A 26,284-nucleotide genomic window follows, 5' to 3' on the forward strand; every position below is an offset into this window, starting at 1 on the left:
TCTCAGACCGGCTACTGATCGTCGCCTTGGTGAGCCATTACCTCACCAACTAGCTAATCAGACGCAGACCCATCTTTTAGTGATAGCATACATTTAGAGGCCATCTTTAGTATTTATGATATGCATCATTAATACAACATTCGGTATTAGCACCACTTTCGCAGTGTTGTCCCCATCTAAAAGGCAGGTTGTCTACGCGTTACTCACCCGTTCGCCACTAAGATTCCATAAATGAAATCTCCGTTCGACTTGCATGTGTTAGGCACGCCGCCAGCGTTCGTCCTGAGCCAGGATCAAACTCTCCATAAAAGCAGGCATACAATGCTTCAGCATTGATATGATCGCTTTGTTCGATGCGTTAGCAGTCGAACATCCTTATCAATCAGCCTCACATAATATACAAAAACTTTATTTGAAGAACCTTGATGGCTCTTTAAAAAACTTACTTGCGCTAGATCACTTGCGTGACCCAACGTGTGTGTACTCAAAACGAGTACGGCACATCTGGCTTATTTTAACTTTACTTACATTGTTTAGTTTTCAAAGAACACTTGATCGTTTTTTGCGAACGAATATTAGTTTAACACATTTATTTCACCATGTCAACATATTGTTCTTTTTTCTGTGTCGCTGTTGGCAACTTGTTTATATTAACACAGTTCGACAAGCTATGTCAATAATTTTTCCATATTTTTAGAAAAATTTTGTTTTTCTGCCATTATACGACTATTAAAGAGTCCGTAAAAATGCTACAACCTATAATAGTCATAACAACATAAGTTAAGACTTAAGGTTGTAGCATCTATAATACAATCATTCTTTACTCTAAGCTTAGCAGTATGCAGAAATATATTTTTCACTTAATTCATCTAATACTCTATGCATTTCTGCAATACTTTCATCAGCTAAATTATATTCAGCCAAATCTGAGCCATGTACTACAGAAGATAATTTACGAATACGAGACAATAATTCTATTTTTTCCATTTCTTTTATTTACACCTCTATTTTTAAAATCACAAGCCCTATCTTAACAACAAAAAAATAGATTGTAAATAGGAAATCTCAAAAAACTTTTTCTAGTTAAATTCACAGAAACTTCTGCACAGCACTGCCATTTAAATAAGTACAACGTTTTCCTTGCCATGTATCACGTTCTAATAATGTTTGTTCAATCGCATCACGAATTTTCCACCAACCAGTCTGCCAATTAGTGAAAAGTGTATTTGATTCTGGAGCACGACCAATTAAACGTTGTACTACAATATCAGGATGAAGGTATTCAAGGAACGTAACAACTCTTTCCACATATTCTTCTTTCGTAATCAGTGATATTTCACCTTTCTGATATAAATCAGCCATTTCTGTCTCTTTAACAATATAAAGAGCATGAAGTTTTACTTGATCCACACCCATCGCCGATAATATTTTAGCACTTTCAATTACATCAACCTCATTATCCCATGGCAAATTCAATATAATATGGGCACAAACTTCAAGATTGTATCGTTTGATCCGCAGCACTGCATCAAGAAATTCGGCTAAGGTATGTCCACGATTGACTTTTTGCAAAGAATGATAATTCACAGTTTGCAATCCTAGTTCAAGACTAATATCGACTCCTTTAGTTGCCCTGACTTCAGCCAACATTTTCAAATACTGATCATTAACACAATCAGGACGTGTCGCCAATGCAATGCTAACCACTTCGTCTTGACAAGCTTCATATACATACTCTTTAAGTTGTTCTACTGGTAAATAGGTATTACTAAAATTTTGGAAATAAGGAATAAACTTTTTTGCTTTATATTTAGCTGCAATGTGTACACGATTTGCTGCAAGTTGCATTCCTACTGTCATGGATGCTGGTAGGTTTTCATATCCAGCACCAATTTCACCACAAAAAGAACATCCTCGACTACCACAGGTACCATCACGATTTGGACAAGTAACCGGTAAGCTGACAGGTAATTTATATACTTTTTCTCCATAACGTTGTCGTAAATACTCTGAATAAATATTATAACGCATCTTCAATTCCTGTCCCCTCCCTGCCAAAAATCATGAAGAGTTAGAGATTGATACATTGTGTTTTCTTCTTCATAGGAAAACAATATAGGCAATTCCCTCTTTGTAATAGTACGTGTTCTTACATATTCAAGAATATCAATAGAAAAGACTTCAATATGATATTTTTTATTCACATCTCGCCATGTGGTAAAAGTATATTTGGGTAAATATTTGCGTACTTGTTCTTGACTCGCCCAAAATGCATTTTTCTCTTTCGTCCACATTTCTTTGTTCCACGACAAGATTTCAGGACGCAACGAGCCTTTTTCGCTCATAAGAGCATCAAATTTCAAAAATTCCTGGACTAACTCTATTGCATGTTCATGATGGATACGATAGAAATCTAATAAATATTTATACAAAGATTTACTGCTGTGAGCTACTAAATGTAGTTCTCGTTCTTCCCAATAAGAAGCAAGATCATGATAAAAACCAAAGGCATCTTCCCCATGTAATGAGATTAAGAATTGCAATGTATAGTTAAATCGACCAGTATTATACACTTGATTAAAAACTTCTTCCAATATTTTAAGTTTACGAACGTCTCCATAAGTTAAACAATCATTTGCCAATACTTCATAGGGAGCATAATCAAGAAATATATACTTCGATTCGTCGGCATTTTCACGAATTCCAGCACCTTTTAGTAGCTTTAAAAAGCCAATCTGCAGCATATGTGGCTGAAGTTCATATACATCATTAAAGGATTTCCCAAACTGAGCATAACTTTCTTTGGGTAATCCTACAATCAAATCAAGATGAACATGAATATTTTTGTAAGAGATAATTTTCGTAACGTATTCTACAATCTTAGGCCAATTATTATGCCGAGAAATTTTAGTAAGGGTGGGTTCATAGGTAGATTGAATACCAATTTCAAATTGAAAACGACCAACTGGTACATCTTTTAGAAATTCTAGCACTTCATCATCTAAAATGTCTGCAGAAATTTCAAAATGAAAATTAGTTCGACAATTTTGTTTTGCTAAAAAGCGTAATATAGGCAAATAATGTTCCTTACGAGCGTTAAATGTGCGATCAACAAATTTAACTTGGCGTACATTATGAGCAATAAAAAATTTCAAATCTTCATAAACTCTTTCCAAACTAAAAAACCGCACACCAGCGGTCGCACTCGATAAGCAGTATTTACAAGAAAAAGGACACCCTCGAGCACTCTCATAATAAATAATCTTATCTTTTAGCTTGTCGATATCTGCATCACAATAAGGAAAAGGAATTGTATCTAAGTTCCTTATCACTTGGGGTTCCCCAACAATAATTTCTTCCTGTTGACGAAAAGTAAGACCCGGGATCCCCTCAACAGACTGATTGGATTTCAAGGCCTTCAGCAAAGCTTGCAAAGTTTCTTCGCCTTCGCCTTGTACGATATAATCCACACAATCATGCTGTGACATAAGTTCTGCTGGATCATATGATACCTCTGGTCCGCCTAACACAATCGTCACATGAGGTAGTACTTTTTTTAGTAATCTAGCTAACTTTAAGGTCATGTCTACATTCCAAATATAGCATGCCAGTCCAATAAGATCTGGCTGTTGACTATAAATATCACTTAAAATATTGAGCAACTCATTGTTAATTGTATATTCCTTACTCATAATTTTAGGACATACTGGACGGCAAGCTGCTTCCAAATATTTTAGCGCAAAAGAAGAATGGATAAACTTGGCATTCAATGTTGATAAAACGACTTTCATTCTAAAACCACCCCATATAAATTCACATATAATATTTTAATTTTTTCCGCATTGTGACTATACTATCCTTGCTTTTCTAAAATACACCCTTCACCCTCTCACAGGCTGACGAATAGTATAAATAAAATTAACCTTTAGAGGAAGGTGCAATAATGCGGATAGTCATAGATGGACAAAAAGTACCTGTTAATGTCAGGGTTAGTAGAGATTTATTAATGACATTAAAAGCCATGTCACAAACTCTTCATTGGAAAATTAATTATGACACTACCAATGAATTAATCTACATTTATTCTAAAGATTATATTGTGCCAACCCCCTTAGAACGTCCCACTCATATTATTGATGAGCCAGAAAGCAATCGCCTGTTAGGTAAAATTATCTGCCTAGATCCCGGTCATGGCGGCAATGACTCCGGCGCCATTGGTCCATCTGGGACATTAGAAAAAGATAATACGTTAGCAATTTCTTTACTATTAAGAGATATGCTAGAAAGTAATGGCGCAACCGTAATACTGACTCGCGATACTGATCGCGCCGTGTCCGCTTCTCCATCTGAGACGAGTGAAGAACTAAAAGCCCGTGTTGAAATCGCTACCGATGGGAATGCGGATATCTTCATTAGTATACACAATGATTCCTTTACCAGCAATACAGCCATGGGTACAACTACTTTTCATTATGGCGATGCTGATTCAATGAAACTCGCTACTTGTATTCAGAAAAATCTCGTAGCCGAGCTCGGCACTAAAGATCGCGCTTCACGTTTTGCTAGTTTTTATGTCATCCGCTATGCAAAAATGACCGCCATCTTAGTCGAAGTCGCTTTTATTTCTAATCCAGAAGAAGAAGTTCTGCTCTCTAGCACAGATGGTCGAACCAAAATAGCCGAAAGTATTTTTCATGGTATCACAAACTATTTCAAAGCATAAAAAAATATTTTTTTCATATACTACACAGGAATTCACATTCTTTTTGCCAATATATAACGATATATGTAACTTGCATTCACTATTCTAAATAAGGATTTTGTAATGCAACTTATATGGAACTCATCAAATATCAGATTTAATACAAAAATATCCATCATGATTCAAAGGAGCGTGCTCATGTTTAAATTACCGCAAATCAGCCCTTTCATTCGTAATACTGTACTATTTCTCAATACTGAGGGAGAAGTAGCTGCTAAAGACACCTCTCATGTACCTGACCGTAGCGAAATTTCTGCCCAACACAAGTGGCATCTCAATGATATTTATGCCGGCGATGAACTTTGGCAACAAGACTTTGAACAATTAAAGTCCAGTCTTGTACCAATTGAGAATTTCACAGGGAAACTAGCACATTCATCACAAGATCTACTCGCTTGCCTTAAAGCCCGAGATGAAATCGGCATTATCAGTGGAAAACTATATGCATTTGCACGTATGCATCGCGACGAAAATACGACAGATGGCAAATACCAAGGAATGACCAGTAAGGTGGAATCCGTATTAGCCGAAGCAGGCGCTGTTACAGCTTTTATTGAGCCAGAAATTTTAGCAATTCCTGATGCAACATTAACTAAATTCCGTCAAGAAGAAAAAGGTCTTACTGTATATGATTTTTATTTTGATAACCTTGCTAGGCAAAAACAACACATCCTTTCACCTGCCGAAGAAGCAATTTTGTCAAGAGTCGCCGAAGTCACACAAGCATCGGAAAACACCTTTAACATGCTAGCCCATGCGGATTTGGAATTTCCAAAAACAATTGATGAAAATGGGCAATCAGTACAACTCAGTGAAGGACGTTATAGCTTGTTTATCCGTTCAAGCAATCGGGCTGTACGACAAGAAGCTTTCACTCATCTCTTTGCAACATATAATAAGTATCGCAATACCTTTGCCTCAACCTTAAGCGGCAATGCAAAAAAGAATACTTTTTATGCCACAACCCGTCATTATCAATCTACATTAGAATCAGCTTTGAAAAGTGATAATGTACCAACTGAAGTATATGACAATCTCATCACAACTGTCCACAATAACCTTGCACCACTCCAACGGTATGTAGCTCTTAAGAAGAAATTCCTCAAATTGGATGAAATCCATATGTATGATCTTTATACACCACTCGTTGGTGATGTGAAATTTCCAGTCCCCTATGAAGAAGGGTTGAAATTGGTACGTAATGGTCTTGAACCCTTAGGATCAGAATATGTCGATATCCTGGATAAAGGCCTAACTTCCGGTTGGATTGACGTCTATGAAAACAAAGGCAAACAGACAGGTGCTTATTCCTGGGGCAATTATGGCACACATCCTTTCGTATTATTAAACTATAACGATCGTTATGATGCTGTCTCCACCTTAGCACATGAAATGGGGCATGCAATTCATAGCTACTATAGTCAGAAATATCAACCCTACCCTACATCATCGTATACAACTTTTTGTGCTGAAGTAGCTTCTACCACCAATGAAATATTACTCTTAGAATATATGTTAAAAACAACAACTGATAAGAAAATTAAACTCTATTTGATCAACCAATACCTAGAACAAGTCCGAGGTACAGTTTATCGCCAGACGATGTTTGCCGAATTCGAAAAAACAATTTATATAAAAGCAGAAGAAAATACTCCACTGACTGCTGATCTGCTTGATGAACTATGGCATGATCTGAATGTAAAATACTATGGTACTGAGATCATCACAGATAAAGACATTGATATTGAATGGGCGCGAATCCCACACTTTTATATGGATTTTTATGTGTATCAATATGTTACAGGATACTCGGCAGCAACAACCCTCGCAGAAAAGATTTTGCAAGAAGGAGAACCCGCTCAGCAACGCTACATCGATTTTCTCAAAAGCGGTGGCTCTGATTACTCTATTAATCTTCTAAAGCAAGCAGGTGTCGATATGTCTTCCCCTAAACCAATTGAAATCACATTAGCGAAATTTTCTACAATGCTTGATGAAATGGAAAAACTATTAGCCGAATAAATAGTATTGGCGGTAATTTAGTTTATACACAAATGGCCTGAATCAACTGATTCAGGCCATTTGCATCTCTATTTATTTTTCTCTAAGATCTGCTTGATTACTGTAGGCATTTCTTCTTTGTTACATACGATTTCATGACGGATAGGTTCATTTTCTAAAGCTGCCAAAGCAGGTGGTATCGACCAGCCGCTTCGTTCAGACAATTGCTCTAGCATTGCAAATTCATTCTTTTCAGCAATGAAATTTTCACTGTCGATCGCACTCAATACACTCTCATTAAACTTAAATGGACTGGCTGTCGACACAATAATTTGAACTCGATCATCGCCAGTGTTCTGACGATAACGCTCACCAACTTGCCAAGCAACAGCGGTGTGAGGATCAGCGAGATAATGATGTTCTTCATAAACCGCATGTACCATTTGCAAGGTTTCATCATCATCCACACAGTCAGCCCAAAAAATTTCTTGAATAGCAGCCAAATACTGTTCCCCCACATTATATTGACCATGCTCATTTAATTCTGCCATCCAACTGCTCACTTGTACAGTATCACCATCTGTAATGTAATATAATAAACGTTCTAAATTACTGGAAATTAAGATATCCATTGATGGAGAAGCGGTTTTATGGAATGGGCGTTTACGATTATACACACCAGTATGCAAGAATTCAGTCAGCACATTATTACTATTCGAAGCGCAAATAAGTTTACCAATTGGTAGACCCATTTTTTTCGCGTAATAACCTGCAAGAATATTACCAAAGTTTCCCGTTGGTACAACAAAATTGACTGGTTGTCCAAGTTCAAGATGACCATCGCGCACCATATCAGCATAAGCACTAAAATAATATACAATCTGTGGTGCTAATCGTCCCCAATTAATCGAATTAGCTGACGACAACTGAAAACCTTGTGCGGCCAAGTCAGCGTTATAATTTTTATCATTAAAGATATTTTTTACTCCTGTTTGAGTGTCATCAAAATTACCACGAACAGCGACAACAGAAACATTTGAGCCAGCTTGCGTGACCATCTGCATCCGTTGAATGGGGCTTACACCTGCATCAGGATAAAAAACTATAATTTTTATCTGCTTAACATCTTTAAATCCTTCTAAAGCAGCTTTACCTGTATCGCCTGAAGTTGCTGTCAAAATTACAATTTCTGCTGTTTCCTTGGTTTTAACAAGAGCTTTAGATAGCAATTGAGGTAATATTTGTAAGGCCATATCCTTAAAAGCACTTGTTGGACCATGCCATAATTCAAGAACAAATTTGTCACCATTGATTGCCACAAGAGGAGCAATGGCAGCATTATCAAATTTTTCCGTAGTATAGGCGGCATCAATACAAAATTGCAATTCCTCTTCACTATAATCAGGTAAAAATAAGCTTAAAATGGCAAAAGCTCGTTTACCATAATCAAGATTGGCTAAAGAAACCAACCACTCTGTCGTGATCTTAGGTATAGTTGTGGGTACAAATAACCCACCATCACCTGCAATTCCAGTTTTAATGGCTTCAGCTGCAAAAAAATGATCATTTTTTCCTCGAGTACTAATATACATAAAAAACTCCCTTTCTCCAGTACCAAATCATATCTATATTATTAAAATACAAATCACAAAGCGAACCTTAGATAATTCCTTGCTCTTCAACGATACCATCATTATAGCAAATAATCGTTTCACCAATTAATTTAAGAGTATCTGCAAGCTCATCTCTTGTTACTTTTCCATTTCCATAAACAACAGCCAAGAGATTCTTTGTTGACAACGTTACGGCTGTACGCCTTGTATCAACAATTCCATTCGCAAAGACACCATAATCATCGCTTAAAAATGCTTGCCCCTTCGTTGGCATACTTTCGCCATTAATATTGATATAAAACTCTTCCCTTGGCAAACGATACGTAATATTGCCATCAATTTGATCAAGATCGTATAACCCAACTGGCAATAGTAAATACATCGAGCAATATTGAGCAGCAACTACTGCACTATTCACATAATAAGCATCTTTCTTGCGTAAAACTCGACGAACTAATTCTTCTGATTCCAGATCATAACGAGTAATATCAAACTCATTTGGATTATATAAATTACGCGCACTTGCAAGGCGTGGTACTTCGGCTAACCCATCTATATTATAAACTGCAGCGATCGAGCTTTGTAACTGGAAAAATTTCTGTGCCAAGGCCATAGGAGTTCCTTGTACTTTAGCATTACGAATAACCACATACCCAAGTTGAACATGATTATTCTCCTGCTTTATATTTTCATGAATCTTAAATTTCATACGCGCCTCCATCTAAACAAGCTCTGTATGGTCTATTCTGATGCCATCTCACGCGATATTTGACACAAGGTACCATTAACAGCGGTCAGCAAATCATTAGGAGCAATCAGAATTTGACATCCTCTTACTCCAGCACTAATGGAAATTTTTTCCCACAACATCATACTTTCGTCAACATATACATGATACTGCTTTTTTGTACCTAAAGGTGAAACTCCACCTCGGATATAACCGGTTAATTTTTGTACATCCTTTAAAGGTACCATCTCAACTTTTTTATTACCACTAAGAGTTGCCAGTGCTTTTAAATCTAGCTCAGCTCCTCCTGGTATACAGGCAAGCAATACTCCATTTTTGTCACCACATGCCACTAAAGTTTTAAAGACTTCTCTTAAGGGTCTGCCAATTTTGAGTGCAACACTTTCCGCGCTCAAATCATTTTCATCTACTTTGTATTCACGCAATTCATAGGTGATTTTTAATCCATCCAAAATGCGAGCAACATTCGTTTTTTTCAAGTTATCCCTCATTTATAAAATTTAACAATGAAACCAATGTCTAGCTTAGCTGAACATGTTCATTTATAAATTACATTATTCTCATCATTATACAACAAATCATCTATATTTTACACAGTATATTATTCTTAATTTAATTTGTCAATAAACTCCAACCCTATGATCCCCTACTTATTTACCACACTTTGGGCAGGAGATCTACATACAATATAGAATTAATAAAGATAATAATCATAACCAATCGACAAGAAGAGGTGACTTATTTTTGCTTAAAATAGCTTTAGCACAAATGGAAATAATTCCAGGAAATCCAATGGAAAATACGAATACAATGTTAAGAATGATTGAAGAAGCACGACAAAAACACGTGGAACTGATTATTTTCCCTGAAATGTCCATACCTGGTTATTTTCTCGGCGACACTTGGGAACAACCAACCTTCCTACGCGACTGCGAAAAACATGGACAACGTATTATCGAATCCTCAACTGATATTTGCATCATTTTTGGTAATATTGCAATGGACTGGAACAAAGTCAATGATGATGGCAGAGTGCGTAAATACAACGCTTGTTTTATTGCCTTTCAAGGCAAATTGATAGGTAATGATAATTTCCCTTACCCGTTCCGCATTAAAACGCTGCAACCAAACTACCGGGAGTTTGATGATTCTCGCCATTTTTATAGTTTACGCAAACTTGCAACCGAAAGAGGCGAACATGTTAACCAATTATTGCAACCTGTCAATTTACAATTAGCCCACACAAATTTGAAACTAGGTTGTATCCTCTGTGAAGATGGTTGGAGTGATGAATATGCCATTAAACCAATTCAGGCTATCCATCAAAATGGTCCCGTCGATTTATTTATCAATATTTCAAGTTCTCCCTATACTTTGGGCAAAAATAATAAACGTAATCGTGTTTTTTCTACTCAAGCTCAACTTGTGAATAGACCGCTAATTTATGTAAATAATACAGGTATACAAAACAATGGGAAAACCATTTATACCTTTGATGGTCTCAGCACTGTTTATAATTCAAAAGGAGAAATCATAGAATATTGCCCACCATTTTCTACTTTAGTAAAATATATCGAACTTGATCTCGATCATCACACAAAAAAAGACTTAGCTTGCGCTAAGTCAGACGTAAACCATTCATCAATCACTATGGAAAATGATACGACAATCGCTAGTATTTATAAAAGTTTGCACTATGGTGCTAAACGTTTTTTACGTTCAATTGGTATAAGCAAAGTCGTCATCGGTGCTTCGGGTGGCATTGATTCAGCTGTAAGTGCTGCTCTTTATACCAAAATTTTAGGTCCTGAAAATGTATTACTAGTGAATATGCCAAGCATTTACAATTCTCAGACTACGAAAGATCTATCGGCTAAATTAGCACAAAATCTAGGTTGCCTTTACACCATTATGCCAATTCAAGAAGCTGTTGATCATACCATTCAACAAATTAACCAAACTCCAATCATAAACCTTGCAAATGGAAAGGAACAACATTTGAATGTAACTTCTTTTGTAGCAGAAAATATTCAGGCCCGTGATCGCTCTGCCCGTATCTTATCAGGTATCGCCGCCTCCTTTGGCGCTGGTTTCACTTGTAATGCGAATAAAAGCGAGATGACGGTTGGTTATTCGACCTTATACGGTGACCAAGCTGGATTTTTGGCCGTTTTAGCTGATCTTTGGAAATTTCAAGTATATGAATTAGCAAATTTCATCAATCAAGAAATTTATCAATGCGAAGTCATTCCCAAAGAAACAATTAATATTGTTCCTAGTGCTGAACTTTCTTTTGATCAGAATGTTGATCAAGGAAAAGGCGATCCTATTATTTACCCTTATCATGATTATTTATTTAAAGCATTTATGGAACATTGGAATAGGGCTACCCCTGAAGATATTTTATCATGGTATGAGCAAGATATCTTAGAAGAAAAAATTGGTTGTGAATCCGGCCTAGTGACGAAACTGTTCCCTACTGCTGCCCAGTTCATTAATGATTTAGAAAGATGGTGGAAACTTTATACTGGTATGGCCGTAGCAAAGAGAATTCAAGCTCCTCCCGTATTGGCTATTAGTAGACGAGCTTATGGCTTTGACCACCGCGAAGCCCAAAATAGGACCTATTTTACCACTAATTATCTGACCTTAAAAGAAAAATTATTGCAAAAATAATCTTATTTTCGTACAATGTATAAAAATAAACCCACGATACTGATAAAGAAGAGGGCAATTGGCAATGCAATCACTACTAGGACTGCCAAAACAATGCCAATCACTAGTTTAGTAAGCCAATTAATATTACCCATATTAAACTGCTTGATATAAATTTGTTGATTGGCATGACTCTTCTCATATCCACGATAATCTTGCCCATTTTCATCTTGCTCAAGGGTAACACCTTTGAACCCTTGCTGTTCTTCCAAAGTCAATATTTGAACTTTACTTTCTATCTCGTTGCAATTTGCACATATCTGCTCATCGCCTTGTACTTTAGCACCGCAAACGCTACAATTCAAGATGATCCCTCCTGACGTATTTATACTATGACTCAAACAAAGAAATGACAAACCCTTCCTCACTTAAATAGCGTGGATCAAAAACCTGCAGTTGTAATATATGATCAATTTGAGTACTATTCTTGTAAATACTTCCAGTAGAAATATCCAATTGTTCAGCAATCTCTTTCACAACTACATGGTTTGTATTATTAATCTCAGCATATGCATAGAATATAGCCCCTGCCCACGTAGCAGGTTTACGCACATTGATCTCTGTCAGCTGAGAAAAATCATACCACATTTTTTCAAGTAATTTTTGATCATGTAGCGAATACCCATGACTCACTACCAATTCATGTAATAATTCAATTACAGCCTGGTTGGGTACTCTCTTATCTTCAACAACTGGATAACTACGGTCTAAATGTATTGTTGATGTTACATTCACTTTACTTAACGTAACTAAAATCTTTACAGTATGCCGTAGCACTAAGGCATGTCGATTAAAAAAATCTTCTAAAGTCGCATCTGATTTTTGAATTCTAAAAATTTCGGTTTGCCTAACGACTTCATCTTTTATCCGCCGTCTAAGATTCGTACTCATTTCAACACTCGTTAGATAATTAATCATCACAAGTCCTGTCGGGAATACATGTCCAAAAAATAATAATTTTTTTAAGGATTTATAATCAAAATCAAGCAATGGTAAACTGAAGATTTCATCTGTAAATAAATTAACACATTCGACTGAATTAGGATTTAATATTTTACTGACATAAAAGACGGTAAATTTAGAGTTTAATAGTTCTTTTAATACTTGACTTTCCTCTGCACTCAACTTTTCACCATAAATCATATCAAAATATTCTAAAGGTTTAACATCACTTTCTAATAAGTGGTAGTCAAATAAAAAATAATCCCAAAATCCTAGCCAAAATTCATCTTTCCCTTCTTCTGGCACTCTTTCAAAAGGTCCAATATATAAATACAAAGCACGTTCAAAATCTTCCGCAAAATCCTCTTTATGAAAATACTTGCCTAATTTGAGCATGAGTCCTTCAATCGCTTCACCAATAACGCTACCAAGCTGATGATTAAACTCAGCATCAAGGCCAGTTAACTTATCAACATTGTCTTCAACTAACCGAAACCGTTCAACCATTGAATCAACTTTAATTAGTTTTAATTTTTTTCCGCCTGCGATTTTTTGAGCTGCTTCTTTTATCTCATCTATATCATTAATGAGTTTTTTGTTAAATAAATAGCTATAAAAATCAATCAGAACATTAAAAAGATGATGTACACGTTTTAAGGTTGCCTTAAAACCGGCTATGTGTTCAACTAACCATTCAATAGCAAAACTATATTCAATCACAGTGATTTCATTTAAATCAGCATGATCAGCATAATTTAAATACATGATGAACATTTCGATCTGTCTCCATAAGTCTTTAAGCTTATCATCATCAAGTCCCTGCCAAGCTTTTTGCCTCAAAAAACCTTCAACCCATTCTTGCCTAATAATAGGTTCCCAAAGTAAATCCTGGCTATAAAACATCCGTACCTGATCATATACATTTCTTTTCATTTATTATAAAAATCTCCTTTAAACCATCACTTCGGTATGCTGTTTTTCACCTTTACAGATTATTATAACATTTTTACCCGTGCTCAACTAGTAAAAAGCATTATTAGTAACACTCCGACAAAGCTTCCCAAAATAAATTCTAATACGACATAAAATTTAATGAGGTGTTTACATGTCAAAGAAAATAGTTTTTTTATTAATCTTCACCCTATTAATAAGTATAACCACCTGTTTCGCAAGTCCTTCTGATGAAAATGCAATGATTGCAGTTGCTCTTTATGTAGATACATCAGGTCATTATGTTCCTGGTATCGACCTTTTAAACAAAGCTCTAAACGAAATAATCCGCTTTAAGATTAACGCTTTATTTTTAGGTAGCGAAGTCCAATCTGGCAATGCTGTGATACGAGATCTAAACCGCTGCGGAATTACCAATACAACTTCAGCGACTGTAGAACAATTATCAGCTTACTCTAGCGCTGCTCACGTGAATTATGTCATGCTCTTTACAATTCATCCCCTTGATATTTCTCTCGATTTAAGAGCTTTTTCTTCATCAAGCAACACATATCTTGTTGATAAATCAATTACCCGACCTGATGGCACAGAAGCATTATCACTGGTTGATACATATTCTACAATGATTGAAGATCAACTTGCACAACTCTTTAAGACCATGCATACAACTTCATCATAACGTAAGAAAAGACTTGGCTTGTGCCAAGTCCGCAGACGCAGGCAGAAGCCAAATCTTCAGATACAAAAAAATTTAGTTTTTTACTTGACCACGTCCTCTACAGAGAACTTGGTCATTTTATTTTTAAAAAAGCCGAATCCATCAATGATAGGATCTAATTGACAACATTAATTGGCTTCCCTTGAATAAAAGACTCAACATTACCGGCCATAAGCTGAATAAGCCTTTGCCTAGACTCCAAACGTCTCCACCCTATGTGCGGGGTCAAGATAACATTATCCATGGTAAATAAAGGGTTATGGAGCTCCGGTGGTTCTGGGTCCTGCACATCAAGAGCAGCACCAGCTATTTCTCCTTGCTGTAAGGCTTCAATTAAATCAGTTTCATTGATAATAGCCCCTCTAGCAGTATTAATAATAAATGCACTTTTCTTCATCATCTTCAGCCGATCTTTATTAATAAGATGCTTTGTATCAGCAGTAAGAGGGCAATGAATTGTGATAAAATCACTTTGCTTAAGCAACTCATCAAGAGTAACAAATTTCACTTTCGGATCATTCGAAATTTTTGGATTACGATTATAAACCAGAATATTCATCCCCAAAGTCAACGCAATACTGATTACATTTTGACCAATCGCACCAGTACCACCAATGACCCCAAGAGTTTTTTCTTGTAACTCAAAATGCGGCACTTGCAAAAATTTAGTGAAATTATCAAAATTTTTCTGATGAAGCATGATTTGCTGTTGAATCAATGATGAACTTAAATTTAACATAAAGGTAATGACCAACTGGGCAACAGCTTCAGTACTATAACTTGGCACATTGCAAACTGCAATATTTTTTTCTCTTGCTGCAACAATATCAATGTTATTATAACCAGTACCGGCTTCACAAATAAGTTTAACTGAAGGAGGAAATTGTAAGATCAGATCCCTACCTACAGGCATCTCCTTAGTAATGACAATATTTTGCCCCTTCACTCGTTCTAAAATTTCTTCATTGCTACTTGCATCATATTTTGTAACAGTGGCAAGTTCAGATAATAAGGAAAAATCCAGTTTGTTATCAAAGTCCAATTTTGCTGAATTGAGAAATACTATATTCTTCATAGCTACCCCCTACTATTATACTGTTTACATTATTAAGTATATGCCTTAGCACAACCGAAGTCAATTTCAACTTAAGAACGAGTAAAGCTTATGTCAACTACTCAGACGCAGACATAAGCCTTCTTAGATGCAAAAAAACTTCTGATTTAAAATCAGAAGTTTTGATTAATTAAAAATGGTGCGAAGGGGGGGACTTGAACCCCCACGGGCGTTACCACCCTCCGGATTTTAAGTCCGGTGCGTCTGCCGATTCCGCCACCCTCGCAGGTGTGATACTTAAATAAATTTGGAGGCGGCACCCAGATTTGAACTGGGGAATAGAGGTTTTGCAGACCTCTGCCTTACCACTTGGCTATGCCGCCGATTTAATTGGAGCGGGAAAGGAGATTCGAACTCCCGACCCTCGCCTTGGCAAGGCGATGCTCTACCGCTGAGCTATTCCCGCATGATAAATGGTGCCTCAGGGCAGAATCGAACTGCCGACACGAGGATTTTCAGTCCTCTGCTCTACCGACTGAGCTACCGAGGCAAGATGTGCTTTAGATGGCGACCCAGATCGGATTTGAACCGACGACCTCCGCCGTGACAGGGCGGCATTCTAACCGCTAAACTACTGGGCCGTATTCACTAGCAACATGATCTATTGTATCATATTCGGTTAATCTTGTCAACGTTTTTTTGAATTTATTTTTTAAATCCATTTTTTTCATTCACATGTCCTAACCACAAATATTATTATAGCACATTGTTTTTTATTGTCAAGTACTTTCGTAAATATAACTTATGCACTCGTTAAAACTTTTCTTATTGTGGCAATCACTTGTTCATTATCAAATGGTTTAATAATAAAATCTGCAGCCCCCGCTTTTAAAGCGTCCGTAATAATTGCTCGTTGGCCAATTGCAGTAACCATAATAATTCTTGCTAAAGGATTTTCTTCATGGATATGGGTAACAGCCTGTATTCCATCCATTTTAGGCATTGTGATATCCATGGTAGCCAAGTCAGGTTGATGCTGACGATACATTTGTACCGCTTCCATACCATTTCCTGCTTCACCTACAATCTCATGCCCATTTTCAACCAATACTCTCTTCAACATCATTCGCATGAAAGCAGAATCATCACACACTAATATTCTTGCCATTTAGTATTAGCTCCCTCTTAACTTTATTTATGTAAATCATCTTTAGCTAATTGAATTCTCATATTTTCTAAAATTTTTGTAAGATGGATATCGATATTTTCTTGTAGTTTATCGAGAGTATTTCCATCAAAAACTCCTGACATTTGCGGAGTACGGTGAAGGCGCACTTCTCCAAAAAATTCATCTCTAAATATATTATAATAAATAACCAAATTACTTTCATTAGAAAAATCACTATAATCAAGAATAATGTATGAGCCATTAATTATTTTTACAGGTTGCGATGGTCTAATAAACAAGCTAAAGCCTGCTATTTCTTGAGGCAAATTCTCACTATATGTCCATTCAAGGATTTTCTTTTCAATTAGGATGCTATCCAAATTATCTTGATTAAAGACCGCCAAGTTTTTTAAAGTATCTTTTAATCTTTTAATTAATAATTTTTCTAAAATTTTCATATCAGCGACAATAAAATTTACATCAAAATACTCCATTAAACCGACTACAATCCGTGCTAAAAATTCTTTTGTCGCTTTATCATAGATCACAGAAAAGCTTTTATGACATTCTTTATTCTCATAAGTAAATATGCAATACTGTGTACCGCGCTCTTCTAACTCCATCGCCAATGTAAAGCTTTCTAATTCAAGAGGTAATTTAGATAATAATTCCCATGATTTTACTTGTGCGATTATTTTTTCCATATATAACAACCTTTCTTCATAATTATTCTTTATTTTCCTTGTAAAACCCTTTATTTATCACCAAATCGTCTAAAAATGAATACGATGTGATAACTATTCAAATGTGTTAGGAGGAAAAACGATGAAGTACACCTTATGGCTAAAGAACTTAGTTTTGGTGCTTATCACATTATTGATTACAGCCTGTAGTCAAAGCCAAATTACACACAATTCTCAAGCATCCCCAGCATGGGCACCAACACTCTCTCCTTTACCCCAAGAAAAAATCGTTAAAGTCGGCATGAAACAAGTCACTTCTGATGCAGGCATCTTAATTGGGATGGCAAAAGGTTATTATAAAGATGTAGGCATCCTTATTGAGCCCACACAATTTAATACAGGGCAAGAAATGATTAATCAATTAGCAGCTGGTCAGCTAGACGTTGGCGCAACAGTCACCTCTTCTGGCTTATTCAACGCCATGTCTCGTGATATTCCTGTGAAAATTGTTGCGGACAAAGGAATCAACGTCCCTGGTCAAGGCTACTACCGTTTAGTCATTCGTAAAGATTTGGCGAATACTATTATAGATTATAAAGACTTACATGGCAAAAAAATTGGTATTGTTGCCACAGCTTCACTTGATGAAATTGCTTTAGCAAGAGTACTCGACAAAGCAGGATTAACAACAAAAGATATTGATTTGCAAATTATCCGTGCCTTTCCTGATTTATTAGTCGCTCTCGGTAATAAAAGTATTGACGCCGCTATGATCATCGAACCCTTCGTTACTTTAGGTATAAGTAAAGGTTTAATTGACCCTTGGAAAGATCCCTTTGATTATGATCCTGATGCCCAAACAGCTTTATTAGTATTCGGCACAAGCATGACTAAGAATCCAGATGTAGCCAACCGATTTATGACCGCCTACATACAATCTCTACGTGATTATAACGACGCCTTCTTTAAAAACAAAAATAAAGCTGAAATTGTAGATATTCTCTGCAACTATTCAGTGATCAAGGATGCAGCACTCTATGAGAAAATGCTCCCAACTGGTCTAAATCCCAATGGTTACGTCCGTCCTAAAGGCATAAGCATGGATTTAGACTGGTATAAGAGTAATAATCTATTAAAATCTAACATAACCCTTTCCGATGCTGTGGATAATCAATATGTAGACTTTGCAATTCAAACATTAGGGAAATATCAATAATCTAAAATGTCCTTGGGAGATGAGTGCATGTTGAGACAGGCAAATCGAACTCTATACATTCGGATCATCTCTGTATTATCCCCCCTTACTTTACTCTTAGCATGGGAGTTTTTGGCTCGAATTCACATGATAGACGTCCGTTTATTCTCCAGTCCTAGCTTAATCACGAGTTCTTTTATCCCTTTGCTAGTTTCTGGTGAATTATTATATAATACGGCAGTCAGTGTGCAACGAGTATTATGGGGCTTTCTGGCAGGCTCTATCCCTGGTATTTTTCTAGGCATCAGTATGGGCTTATCTCCTTTTGCACGTTCAGCAATTGAGCCAATGATTGCCGCTACCTATCCCATTCCAAAATTGGCATTAATGCCGCTTATTTTATTAATCTTCGGTCTGGGTGAGACATCAAAGATTTTCACCATTGGGATTGGCGTATTTTATTTAGTCGTCATCAACACAATGGCCGGAGTGCTCACCATTGATAAAATTTATTTGGATGTGGCTAAAAATTTTGGTGCAAGTCGTAAAAACTTTTATCTTACAGTGGCTTTCCCCGGTGCCTTACCAATGATTTTTGCAGGCTTAAAGCTCGGTATGGGTATGGCCTTAATTTTAATTGTAGCTGCCGAAATGTCCGCAGCCAAAGCCGGTGTAGGTTGGATGATCTGGCGCGCCTACGATATGTTTGACATTGAACAAATGTTTGTAGCCCTCATTACCTTATCCTGTCTCGGCTATCTTTTTTCACTTATTCTTGACCGAATTGAAAGCTGGGTTCTCCCTTGGAAACAAGAATTATAACAAGGGGATGAGTCTAATGACCTATACCACCGAAAAAATTTCGATCGAAAACATCAATAAAATTTTTTCTACTCAAAAAGGGCAAACAACAGCCCTCAAAGATATTTCATTATCCATTGGTGATGGAGAATTTTTCTGCATCGTCGGGCCTAGCGGTTGTGGGAAAACCACTCTACTCCGTATTTTAGCCGACCTAGAGACGGCTTCAAGCGGCAATATAAAGATAAAGTCAACGCAAAATGGCCATCCCATTAATTCAATGGTTTTTCAAGAGCAGTCAATTTTCCCTTGGATGACAGTACTTGATAATGTGAGCTATGGTCTTCGGATGCGTGGAATACCCAAAAAAGAAAGAAATGAAATTGCCGCGGGTTATATTCATATGATCGGTCTTCAGGAATTCACTCATTCTTATCCTTCTCAGCTATCAGGCGGTATGAAGCAACGCGTTAGCGTTGCTCGCGCCTTTGCCAACGATCCTGAAGTATTGCTTATGGATGAACCCTTCGGCGCTCTCGATGAACAGAATCGTCTCATTTTACAACAAGAACTCCTTAGAATCTGGGAAAGGACAAAAAAAACGACTGTCTTTATCACCCATAGTATTGATGAGGCCCTCTGTCTTGGTGACAGAGTCATGGTCATGAGCGCACATCCTGGTATGATTAAAACTATTATCGATATTGACCTGCCACGTCCTCGGGACATCGCTACGATCCGTACTTCACTTTATTATAATACATTATTTCAATCCATTTGGTCTATTTTGCGTGATGAAGTCATGAATAACAAACTCCCACAGAACTAAAAAGTTCTGTGGGAATTTCTATATCATTCTCGCTAAAGGCAGTTTTCTGCTCTTGCTTTAGGGTTAACGATTTTGCTAAAGTTAACTTAACCATGATTAAATGAATTAAATTTTTTTCTTTTATAAAAGCGATAAGGTACTAAATCATTATTCTTGATAAAAGCATCCTTGGACTTACGGGTCTGGGATAATCTTTTACATAGCCAACTCTTAATAGGAATTGAATTTTTTTATTACTATTTAACTCTGATACGATCTGTTGCAACAGCGGTTCTTCCTCTAGCATCTGGGTCATTGGATGAATTGCGATCATTTTACCTCTAACTTTAAGCCACATTCGTTGCAATTTCCGACCTGTAGCAATCAGTTCTAAAATTGACGAATCCTTACTTTCAAGTAATAACCAGCCACTACCACCATTTACTTGCCGTTGTACTGTCCTTATTGTATCTTCACGAAAACTATTATCCATGACTGACTTATTCGAATAAAAATTCTCAACATACAACCGGGCTATTCCCTGGATTTCCATGGTTTCAGGCGTTAGTCCATTCATATAACGTCTAACATCATCTTTAGACCATCTTATCCATTTTGCCAATTCTTCTTGAGCTGAATTTCGATATGCCTGTATCCGATTTGCAAGGATCGTTCCTTCTTTAAGATACTTGCCTCCTTGAGACTCTTGAGGGTAATAAGTAAAACTATCTTGGTCATCACTTATAATTTCTTTGAGATCCTCGACAGATAATGAATCATTTAGAAAATTATTTCTTATCGTTCTTCGCAATATAATTTTTTCCTCATTAAAATTTGTTGTTTTATGAGTCTTGTATAGTTTAATATCAACTATTTCACTATCCAACGGATGATTTGCCCGTATTTCAGTTTCAACATCATATCCCTTTATTCCCGCAGCAATGATCAGGTTTTCTAAAAAAGCTCCCAACGATAATAATACTTCCCGATTTTCTGGATCAACCGCAGGCAACCATCGAGATTTTTCGGTTCCAAGGACCCAGTGATTCCTATTGATCATCCTTATAGTCCATGGCTGTGTGTTATGCCCGCTAGGTGCCAGTGATGCCAAATATATAATATAGAAAAAATCATCATCTAAAATACCCTCTTTATTATCAGGTATACTTTCATAACGATAGTTGTTTTGATTTAACAACTGTACTACAGTAACCCCACTTAATATAAGAAAACCTAATCCACTATAACTGAGAAAAGTCCTCCTATTCATATACTCTCCCTCCAAAGACTTCTCGTTTAGCACATTCACCCAATAATTAGTTTTAAGAAACTAACTATTTACTAACATCATATCCCCCTATCCGCGAGATGATGAACCGGCAATGATGAGTAAAAGCTTCGCAAACTCTTCTTTTTGTGAATCATCTAGGCAGGCTGTGATTTGGGTGGCAAATTGCCGATATCCCTGGTCCTCAATTTCCATTAGCCTTTGCCCCTTTGGGGAAAGTTGAAGATGAAACACTCTTAAATCATCGACCGACTGTGTTTTATATATATAATCACGTTGAATTAGTTTATTGATAGTAACAGTAACTGTCGACTTTTGAACGTTAAACTTTTGGGCCAACTCAGTATAAGTTGGATTTCTCATTTCCCTTATGGCATAGAGATAATGCAACTGGGTTATTGTAAGATTAAAAAGCTCACTTTCCTCTGGCGATTCCTCTTTATATTTTCGCATTACCTGACGCATTGATTGCGATAATACATCAATGGCCTTTACAATTAAATCTTCTACCAACATAATCTTTACCTCACCAGATATTAGTTTTATAAAACTAACTATATAGTACAAATTAGTTTACTCATTGTCAAGTTTTCTTCTTTGAATTTCCAGATTTTTCCCCTTATACTCTTAATATTTGTCTCCAAAGCTCGCAAGACATTTCACTTATTCAATTCTAGAATACATTATGTCAAGGCATTTGGTCTATTTTGCGTGATGAAGTGATGAATAATGAACTCCCACAGAATTAAAATTCTGTGGGAGTTTCTTATCTAGTTGTCCACATGATCAACCGCGAGCAATTTTAACTTTTTCAACGAATTGTTTGGCAATGTCAGTAATCAACTGATAATCTCCTGTTTTTGCACCACCAGTAAGATTACTGCCTACACCAACTGCTACACATCCTGCTTTTATCCATTGATCCACATTCTCAAGACTCACGCCTCCCGTTGGCATGAGGTTTGCTTGAGGTAATGGCCCTTTGATCGCTTTAATAAAAGAAGGACCGAAGACTTCTCCTGGGAATATTTTTACAATGTCAACGCCAGCTTCCATGGCAGCGACCACGCCATCAATCGTCATGGCTCCAGTCATAATTGGTATTTGATAACGATTGCACAATTTGACTGTCTCCAAGTTAAAGGATGGACTGACTATATATTGGGCTCCCGCTAAGATTGCAATTCTTGCTGTCTCTGGATCAAGGACAGTTCCCGCCCCAATAATCATTTCATCATCTTTGTAGGCTTTGGTCAAATCCTCTATGACCTTACTTGCACCAGGTATAGTAAAAGTAATTTCAATAGCGTTTACTCCACCTTTCCGACAAGCTTCAGCTACTCGCAAGGCTTGTTCAGAAGTATCACCACGAACAACTGCTACAACTCCAGACTTTGTTATTCTTTGAATTCGATTAAATTTGGCTATCATATAAAATGCTCCCCTCAGTATTATCTGATTTAACTTGTCTTATTGATTGTTACATTTCAACATCTAAATATTTTTTTACATTATTGAAACATATTCCTTGTACCATTTCACCTAAGAAGTCAAAATCTTGATAGAAACTGCCTTTTTCTACCCAATTTCCAATAAGATTACACATAATTCTTCTAAAGTATTCATGTCTTGTATAAGAGATAAAACTTCTGGAATCTGTCAGCATACCAACAAATCTCGAAAATAGACCAATACTCGATAAAGCCTTCATTTGATCGATCATACCATCTTCATGATCATTGAACCACCATGCTGATCCGAATTGAACCTTACCTGGCGAGTCACTTTGGAAGTTTCCTGCCATAGCTGCCAACATATAATTATCTCTCGGATTCAAACAATACAAGATGGTTTTAGGAAGTAAATTTGAAACATCCAGGGCATTCAAAAAAGCAGCTAACTCATTGGCAAAATTAAAATCTGCAATCGTATCAAAACCAGTATTAATTCCAATGGAATGTAACATCTTGCTATTGGTATTGCGTATTGCACCAATGTGAATTTGCATCGCCCAACCACGTTTTGCATATTCTTTTCCAAGATACACTAGAATTGCTGACCGGAATTTCAGTTGGTCTTCCGCTCCGATTGAGTCTTTATCAAAACGCTTTTGAAATATCTGATCGATCTCTACTGAATTAGATTCCTGATAAAAATGTTCAGATAGGCCATGATCAGATAATCGACAACCAACTTCGTGAAAATCTTCAATTCTACGTTTCAACGCCTCAAGATAATCATCAAGAGTTGCAATCGTAACACCTGTAAGACTTCCCAACTTATTCATCCATTTCTGAAAATTCTCATGGCCAATTTCCAAAGCCATATCAGGTCTAAAGGTTGGAAGAACCTTTACATCAAAGCTTTCATCCGCTTTTATTTGTTTGTGATACTCTAAAGTATCTACTGGATCATCTGTTGTGCAAAGAGCTTGTACATTCGATCGCTTAATTAAATTTCTTGCTGAAAAGCTTTCTTGTTGAAGCATCTCATTGCATTTTTTCCATATGGCATCTGCCGTTTTTGGCGTTAAATGATCTTGTATTCCAAAATAAGATTTGAGTTCAAAATACGTCCATTGAAATAAAGGATTCCCTACTGTATAAGGAACTGTTTCAGCCCATTTCGTAAACTTTTCATAATCGCTTTTATTTCCTGTAATATAGTCTTCCGATATACCATTCGCTCTTAAGGCTCTCCATTTATAATGATCGCCACTTAGCCAGAGTTGTGTTATATTCTCAAACTTTTTGTCATCTGCAATTTCTTGAACGGGAAGATGACAATGATAATCGAAAATGGGCATATCTTTTGCATACTCAAAATATAATTTTTTAGCAGTTTCTGTCTCTAAGAGATAATTTTCATCCATAAATCCATTCATGTACATCACCTACCATTATTTTCAATTTTATATTTATGCAGCTAGCACAAATGCAGATGTATATCAAACTTTTTATTTAAGATCGGCAGGGCAACAAACATAGCCGTTCGATCAACATAATTCAGTAAATTATGACAAATGTAAATATTTTGTTTCTTCTCATTATACTTCTACATTTACAGAGAAATTTATAATTAAGGTAACTTATTAGATCACAAATAGTAAAAAAAATTATTATTCCGTAAGATAAACCCAGAAACTCATATAAGCTGACACTCCTGGGTTTATCTTCTACATACATCTTACGTCATATTATTGGAATTATTAAATTGTTATATGTTTTTCTAGGGTAGCTTTTACAGCGCCAACTCCTGAAATCAATTCTTTAAAATAATTTTCAATTTTTTCGCCTAAACCAATATTATAAAGATTCACGCCAAATATTTCTTCATTGGAAAGTATTGGTTCTAAAGAATCCCCTACAGATTCTACATTTCCTAATTCAATTCCAGAAATGTGAACTTGCAACATACTCAATAATGGGTCTGGACTTAAACTCATCTTATTTCCTTGATCATCAAGGCCCATCAAATATCTACACCAACCAGCAATAACGAGAGGAATATACTGAAGAGTTTTAGGGTCCAAATCAGGTCTTTCGCAATAAGCTTTTATCGTCTCTCCAAATCGAATGCCTACTTTTTGTGAGGTATCAGAGGCAATACGTTGCGGAGTATCAGGGATATAAGGATTCGGGAATCTCACTTCAATAACTTCCTTGATAAAAGCTTCCGGATCAACAATCTGCGGATTTACGACGACTGGCATCCCTTCTTCATATCCAACTTTTTCTACTAATCCTTTTAAGTTTGGATTTTTCATCTCGTCTGCAATTAATGTATATCCTAATAAACAGCCAAAAACGGCAAGGGAAGTATGCAACGGATTTAAACAAGTACATACTTTCATCTTTTCAACCCGATCTACCGTCTGTCTGTCTGTAAAAATTACCCCTACCTCTTCTAAAGGCATACGACCATTAGGAAATTTATCTTCAATAACTAAATACTGTGGTTTCTCTGCATTAACAAAAGGAGCAATAAATGTATTTTTAGTCGTACAAAGAATATCTGTACTGCCAAAGCCACTTTGATTTAATGCATCTTTTACACTATCAGCAGGTCTAGGTGTAATTTTATCAATCATGCTCCATGGGAAAGATACTTTTGCAGGATCATTGATATACTGCAAGAATCCTTCTTCAACCAAACCTTGTGTAACCCATTTTCTAGCAATAGTTTCCACTGCATTATACAGTTTATCTCCATTATGAGAGCAGTTATCCATACTTACAAAAGCAATCGGAAGTTGACCATGTTGATAACGAGTATATGCTAATGATGCAATCTTGCCCATGACACTTTTAGGCTGCCGAGGACCATTTGCCATATCTTCTTGTACTTCAGCTGAATAATCACCTGCAGAATTTTTTAAACTATAACCTTTTTCTGTAATCGTAAAACTTGCAAGCTGCAGAGAAGGTTTAGAAAATATAGTTTGTATTCTCTTCCAATCCTCTTCTTTTGAAGGATCTCCGATTAGACTTTCGCCGATGCTTCCGATAATTTCTTTGTCTAAGCTACCATCTGTATTCATAATGGCGAGCAATCCTAAATTATCGTAAGGTGCATAAATTTTTTCGATAATTTCATGATCATAGGTTTCCACAACAACAATTCCTGAATCTACTTTTTTTGAGTTGAGAAGTGATTGTTGAAGCATTGCTATAAATCCTCTGAAAATATTTCCGGCTCCAAAGTGTACCCATGTAGGATTTTCTTTTGTCGAAGCCGACATTTGCTCATGATTAAAATTCAGATTTTCTATACCTGCTTTTTTCCATAGGTCAACGTTTTTTATACTTTCTTGATTTAAGACTAACATGAAAAACCC

General features: G+C 36.4%; 23 protein-coding genes, 5 tRNA genes and 1 rRNA gene. 7 read left to right on the forward strand and 22 right to left on the reverse strand.

What is annotated here, in order from left to right; all coding sequences use genetic code 11:
* The 4 genes from ACAN52_RS19295 to ACAN52_RS19310 form a co-directional block, all read right to left on the reverse strand.
* A 16S ribosomal RNA gene (locus tag ACAN52_RS19295) occupies positions 1 to 309 on the reverse strand; the annotation flags it as partial.
* A gap of 522 nt (positions 310 to 831) precedes the next feature.
* The gene (locus tag ACAN52_RS19300; RefSeq protein ID WP_378956607.1) at positions 832 to 987 is read right to left on the reverse strand and encodes a hypothetical protein; all 156 of its coding nucleotides are present in this window, start codon (positions 985 to 987) and stop codon (positions 832 to 834) included.
* A gap of 102 nt (positions 988 to 1,089) precedes the next feature.
* Positions 1,090 to 2,031, reverse strand: a complete 942-nt coding sequence (locus ACAN52_RS19305; RefSeq protein WP_378956712.1) for a TIGR01212 family radical SAM protein — start codon at positions 2,029 to 2,031, stop codon at positions 1,090 to 1,092.
* 2 nt (positions 2,032 to 2,033) lie between these two features.
* Positions 2,034 to 3,791 (reverse strand): B12-binding domain-containing radical SAM protein, encoded by a 1,758-nt coding sequence (locus ACAN52_RS19310; protein ID WP_378956608.1) that lies wholly within the window; start codon positions 3,789 to 3,791, stop codon positions 2,034 to 2,036.
* Positions 3,792 to 3,943: 152 nt separating this feature from the next.
* On the opposite strand from ACAN52_RS19310, the gene ACAN52_RS19315 reads away from it, so the two are divergent.
* Entirely contained in the window at positions 3,944 to 4,723 is a 780-nt protein-coding gene (locus tag ACAN52_RS19315) for an N-acetylmuramoyl-L-alanine amidase (RefSeq protein WP_378956609.1), read from the forward strand.
* A gap of 177 nt (positions 4,724 to 4,900) precedes the next feature.
* Positions 4,901 to 6,784 (forward strand): oligoendopeptidase F, encoded by a 1,884-nt coding sequence (gene pepF, locus ACAN52_RS19320; protein WP_378956610.1) that lies wholly within the window; start codon positions 4,901 to 4,903, stop codon positions 6,782 to 6,784.
* A 68-nt stretch (positions 6,785 to 6,852) separates the two neighbouring features.
* Here pepF and thrC read toward each other — a convergent pair whose 3' ends face one another.
* The 3 genes from thrC to ybaK all read right to left on the reverse strand — a co-directional run bounded on the left by thrC (position 6,853) and on the right by ybaK (position 9,603).
* Positions 6,853 to 8,355 carry a threonine synthase gene (gene thrC / locus ACAN52_RS19325; protein WP_378956611.1) on the reverse strand — a complete coding sequence of 501 codons (1,503 nt, stop codon included), beginning with the start codon at positions 8,353 to 8,355 and terminating at the stop codon, positions 6,853 to 6,855.
* Positions 8,356 to 8,422: 67 nt separating this feature from the next.
* The gene (locus ACAN52_RS19330) at positions 8,423 to 9,085 is read right to left on the reverse strand and encodes a B3/4 domain-containing protein (RefSeq protein WP_378956612.1); all 663 of its coding nucleotides are present in this window, start codon (positions 9,083 to 9,085) and stop codon (positions 8,423 to 8,425) included.
* Positions 9,086 to 9,117: 32 nt separating this feature from the next.
* On the reverse strand, positions 9,118 to 9,603 hold the full coding sequence (gene ybaK, locus ACAN52_RS19335; RefSeq protein WP_378956615.1) for a Cys-tRNA(Pro) deacylase: 486 nt from the start codon (positions 9,601 to 9,603) through the stop codon (positions 9,118 to 9,120).
* Positions 9,604 to 9,868: 265 nt separating this feature from the next.
* On the opposite strand from ybaK, the gene nadE reads away from it, so the two are divergent.
* Positions 9,869 to 11,800, forward strand: a complete 1,932-nt coding sequence (nadE, locus tag ACAN52_RS19340; protein WP_378956616.1) for an NAD(+) synthase — start codon at positions 9,869 to 9,871, stop codon at positions 11,798 to 11,800.
* Between the two features lie 2 nt (positions 11,801 to 11,802).
* Here nadE and ACAN52_RS19345 read toward each other — a convergent pair whose 3' ends face one another.
* Both ACAN52_RS19345 and ACAN52_RS19350 read right to left on the reverse strand, forming a co-directional pair.
* Positions 11,803 to 12,144 (reverse strand): hypothetical protein, encoded by a 342-nt coding sequence (locus ACAN52_RS19345; RefSeq protein ID WP_378956618.1) that lies wholly within the window; start codon positions 12,142 to 12,144, stop codon positions 11,803 to 11,805.
* Between the two features lie 25 nt (positions 12,145 to 12,169).
* Positions 12,170 to 13,714, reverse strand: coding sequence for a hypothetical protein (locus ACAN52_RS19350; protein WP_378956619.1), 1,545 nt, complete (start codon positions 13,712 to 13,714; stop codon positions 12,170 to 12,172).
* Between the two features lie 172 nt (positions 13,715 to 13,886).
* On the opposite strand from ACAN52_RS19350, the gene ACAN52_RS19355 reads away from it, so the two are divergent.
* A complete protein-coding gene (locus tag ACAN52_RS19355) occupies positions 13,887 to 14,411 on the forward strand; it encodes a hypothetical protein (RefSeq protein ID WP_378956621.1) in 525 nt (174 codons plus the stop codon).
* Between the two features lie 154 nt (positions 14,412 to 14,565).
* Here the strand turns inward: ACAN52_RS19355 and ACAN52_RS19360 are convergent, their stop codons facing one another.
* The 8 genes from ACAN52_RS19360 to ACAN52_RS19395 form a co-directional block, all read right to left on the reverse strand.
* Positions 14,566 to 15,525 (reverse strand): 2-hydroxyacid dehydrogenase, encoded by a 960-nt coding sequence (locus tag ACAN52_RS19360; RefSeq protein ID WP_378956622.1) that lies wholly within the window; start codon positions 15,523 to 15,525, stop codon positions 14,566 to 14,568.
* A 176-nt stretch (positions 15,526 to 15,701) separates the two neighbouring features.
* Positions 15,702 to 15,790 (reverse strand) — tRNA-Leu (locus tag ACAN52_RS19365).
* Between the two features lie 22 nt (positions 15,791 to 15,812).
* Positions 15,813 to 15,887: transfer RNA gene (locus tag ACAN52_RS19370), tRNA-Cys, on the reverse strand.
* An 8-nt stretch (positions 15,888 to 15,895) separates the two neighbouring features.
* A tRNA-Gly gene (locus tag ACAN52_RS19375) sits at positions 15,896 to 15,970 on the reverse strand.
* A gap of 8 nt (positions 15,971 to 15,978) precedes the next feature.
* Positions 15,979 to 16,054: transfer RNA gene (locus ACAN52_RS19380), tRNA-Phe, on the reverse strand.
* A gap of 15 nt (positions 16,055 to 16,069) precedes the next feature.
* Positions 16,070 to 16,145, reverse strand: a tRNA-Asp gene (locus tag ACAN52_RS19385).
* Between the two features lie 161 nt (positions 16,146 to 16,306).
* Positions 16,307 to 16,672: a response regulator gene (locus tag ACAN52_RS19390; protein ID WP_378956623.1), complete on the reverse strand. Its 366-nt coding sequence runs from the start codon at positions 16,670 to 16,672 to the stop codon at positions 16,307 to 16,309.
* 23 nt (positions 16,673 to 16,695) lie between these two features.
* The gene (locus ACAN52_RS19395; RefSeq protein WP_378956624.1) at positions 16,696 to 17,376 is read right to left on the reverse strand and encodes a hypothetical protein; all 681 of its coding nucleotides are present in this window, start codon (positions 17,374 to 17,376) and stop codon (positions 16,696 to 16,698) included.
* Positions 17,377 to 17,497: 121 nt separating this feature from the next.
* Between ACAN52_RS19395 and ACAN52_RS19400 the strand changes: the two genes are divergently transcribed.
* The 3 genes from ACAN52_RS19400 to ACAN52_RS19410 are packed head-to-tail and all read left to right on the forward strand — an operon-like array spanning position 17,498 to position 20,180.
* The gene (locus ACAN52_RS19400; protein WP_378956625.1) at positions 17,498 to 18,571 is read left to right on the forward strand and encodes an ABC transporter substrate-binding protein; all 1,074 of its coding nucleotides are present in this window, start codon (positions 17,498 to 17,500) and stop codon (positions 18,569 to 18,571) included.
* 27 nt (positions 18,572 to 18,598) lie between these two features.
* A complete protein-coding gene (locus ACAN52_RS19405) occupies positions 18,599 to 19,372 on the forward strand; it encodes an ABC transporter permease (protein WP_378956626.1) in 774 nt (257 codons plus the stop codon).
* Between the two features lie 16 nt (positions 19,373 to 19,388).
* Positions 19,389 to 20,180: an ABC transporter ATP-binding protein gene (locus tag ACAN52_RS19410; RefSeq protein WP_378956627.1), complete on the forward strand. Its 792-nt coding sequence runs from the start codon at positions 19,389 to 19,391 to the stop codon at positions 20,178 to 20,180.
* 139 nt (positions 20,181 to 20,319) lie between these two features.
* Here ACAN52_RS19410 and ACAN52_RS19415 read toward each other — a convergent pair whose 3' ends face one another.
* The 5 genes from ACAN52_RS19415 to ACAN52_RS19435 all read right to left on the reverse strand — a co-directional run bounded on the left by ACAN52_RS19415 (position 20,320) and on the right by ACAN52_RS19435 (position 26,275).
* Positions 20,320 to 21,429: an Acg family FMN-binding oxidoreductase gene (locus ACAN52_RS19415; RefSeq protein WP_378956628.1), complete on the reverse strand. Its 1,110-nt coding sequence runs from the start codon at positions 21,427 to 21,429 to the stop codon at positions 20,320 to 20,322.
* An 87-nt stretch (positions 21,430 to 21,516) separates the two neighbouring features.
* On the reverse strand, positions 21,517 to 21,963 hold the full coding sequence (locus ACAN52_RS19420; protein ID WP_378956629.1) for a MarR family winged helix-turn-helix transcriptional regulator: 447 nt from the start codon (positions 21,961 to 21,963) through the stop codon (positions 21,517 to 21,519).
* 270 nt (positions 21,964 to 22,233) lie between these two features.
* The gene (locus tag ACAN52_RS19425) at positions 22,234 to 22,878 is read right to left on the reverse strand and encodes a bifunctional 2-keto-4-hydroxyglutarate aldolase/2-keto-3-deoxy-6-phosphogluconate aldolase (protein WP_378956630.1); all 645 of its coding nucleotides are present in this window, start codon (positions 22,876 to 22,878) and stop codon (positions 22,234 to 22,236) included.
* A gap of 49 nt (positions 22,879 to 22,927) precedes the next feature.
* On the reverse strand, positions 22,928 to 24,331 hold the full coding sequence (gene uxaC / locus ACAN52_RS19430) for a glucuronate isomerase (protein WP_378956632.1): 1,404 nt from the start codon (positions 24,329 to 24,331) through the stop codon (positions 22,928 to 22,930).
* Positions 24,332 to 24,655: 324 nt separating this feature from the next.
* Positions 24,656 to 26,275 carry a mannitol dehydrogenase family protein gene (locus ACAN52_RS19435; RefSeq protein WP_378956634.1) on the reverse strand — a complete coding sequence of 540 codons (1,620 nt, stop codon included), beginning with the start codon at positions 26,273 to 26,275 and terminating at the stop codon, positions 24,656 to 24,658.
* Positions 26,276 to 26,284 lie beyond the last annotated feature (9 nt).

Source organism: Pelosinus sp. sgz500959 (genome assembly GCF_042610375.1).
Classification (GTDB): Bacteria; Bacillota; Negativicutes; order DSM-13327; family DSM-13327; genus CTSoil-075.

Excerpts from the sequence above, each read along its gene's own strand:
- ACAN52_RS19300 (WP_378956607.1), bottom strand. The coding sequence starts at position 987 with ATGGAAAAAATAGAATTATTGTCTCGTATTCGTAAATTATCTTCTGTA.
- ACAN52_RS19305 (WP_378956712.1), bottom strand. The coding sequence starts at position 2,031 with ATGCGTTATAATATTTATTCAGAGTATTTACGACAACGTTATGGAGAA.
- ACAN52_RS19310 (WP_378956608.1), bottom strand. The coding sequence starts at position 3,791 with ATGAAAGTCGTTTTATCAACATTGAATGCCAAGTTTATCCATTCTTCT.
- ACAN52_RS19315 (WP_378956609.1), top strand. The coding sequence starts at position 3,944 with ATGCGGATAGTCATAGATGGACAAAAAGTACCTGTTAATGTCAGGGTT.
- pepF (WP_378956610.1), top strand. The coding sequence starts at position 4,901 with ATGTTTAAATTACCGCAAATCAGCCCTTTCATTCGTAATACTGTACTA.
- thrC (WP_378956611.1), bottom strand. The coding sequence starts at position 8,355 with ATGTATATTAGTACTCGAGGAAAAAATGATCATTTTTTTGCAGCTGAA.
- ACAN52_RS19330 (WP_378956612.1), bottom strand. The coding sequence starts at position 9,085 with ATGAAATTTAAGATTCATGAAAATATAAAGCAGGAGAATAATCATGTT.
- ACAN52_RS19350 (WP_378956619.1), bottom strand. The coding sequence starts at position 13,714 with ATGAAAAGAAATGTATATGATCAGGTACGGATGTTTTATAGCCAGGAT.
- ACAN52_RS19355 (WP_378956621.1), top strand. The coding sequence starts at position 13,887 with ATGTCAAAGAAAATAGTTTTTTTATTAATCTTCACCCTATTAATAAGT.
- ACAN52_RS19360 (WP_378956622.1), bottom strand. The coding sequence starts at position 15,525 with ATGAAGAATATAGTATTTCTCAATTCAGCAAAATTGGACTTTGATAAC.
- ACAN52_RS19390 (WP_378956623.1), bottom strand. The coding sequence starts at position 16,672 with ATGGCAAGAATATTAGTGTGTGATGATTCTGCTTTCATGCGAATGATG.
- ACAN52_RS19395 (WP_378956624.1), bottom strand. The coding sequence starts at position 17,376 with ATGGAAAAAATAATCGCACAAGTAAAATCATGGGAATTATTATCTAAA.
- ACAN52_RS19400 (WP_378956625.1), top strand. The coding sequence starts at position 17,498 with ATGAAGTACACCTTATGGCTAAAGAACTTAGTTTTGGTGCTTATCACA.
- ACAN52_RS19405 (WP_378956626.1), top strand. The coding sequence starts at position 18,599 with ATGTTGAGACAGGCAAATCGAACTCTATACATTCGGATCATCTCTGTA.
- ACAN52_RS19410 (WP_378956627.1), top strand. The coding sequence starts at position 19,389 with ATGACCTATACCACCGAAAAAATTTCGATCGAAAACATCAATAAAATT.
- ACAN52_RS19415 (WP_378956628.1), bottom strand. The coding sequence starts at position 21,429 with ATGAATAGGAGGACTTTTCTCAGTTATAGTGGATTAGGTTTTCTTATA.
- ACAN52_RS19420 (WP_378956629.1), bottom strand. The coding sequence starts at position 21,963 with ATGTTGGTAGAAGATTTAATTGTAAAGGCCATTGATGTATTATCGCAA.
- ACAN52_RS19425 (WP_378956630.1), bottom strand. The coding sequence starts at position 22,878 with ATGATAGCCAAATTTAATCGAATTCAAAGAATAACAAAGTCTGGAGTT.
- uxaC (WP_378956632.1), bottom strand. The coding sequence starts at position 24,331 with ATGAATGGATTTATGGATGAAAATTATCTCTTAGAGACAGAAACTGCT.
- ACAN52_RS19435 (WP_378956634.1), bottom strand. The coding sequence starts at position 26,275 with ATGTTAGTCTTAAATCAAGAAAGTATAAAAAACGTTGACCTATGGAAA.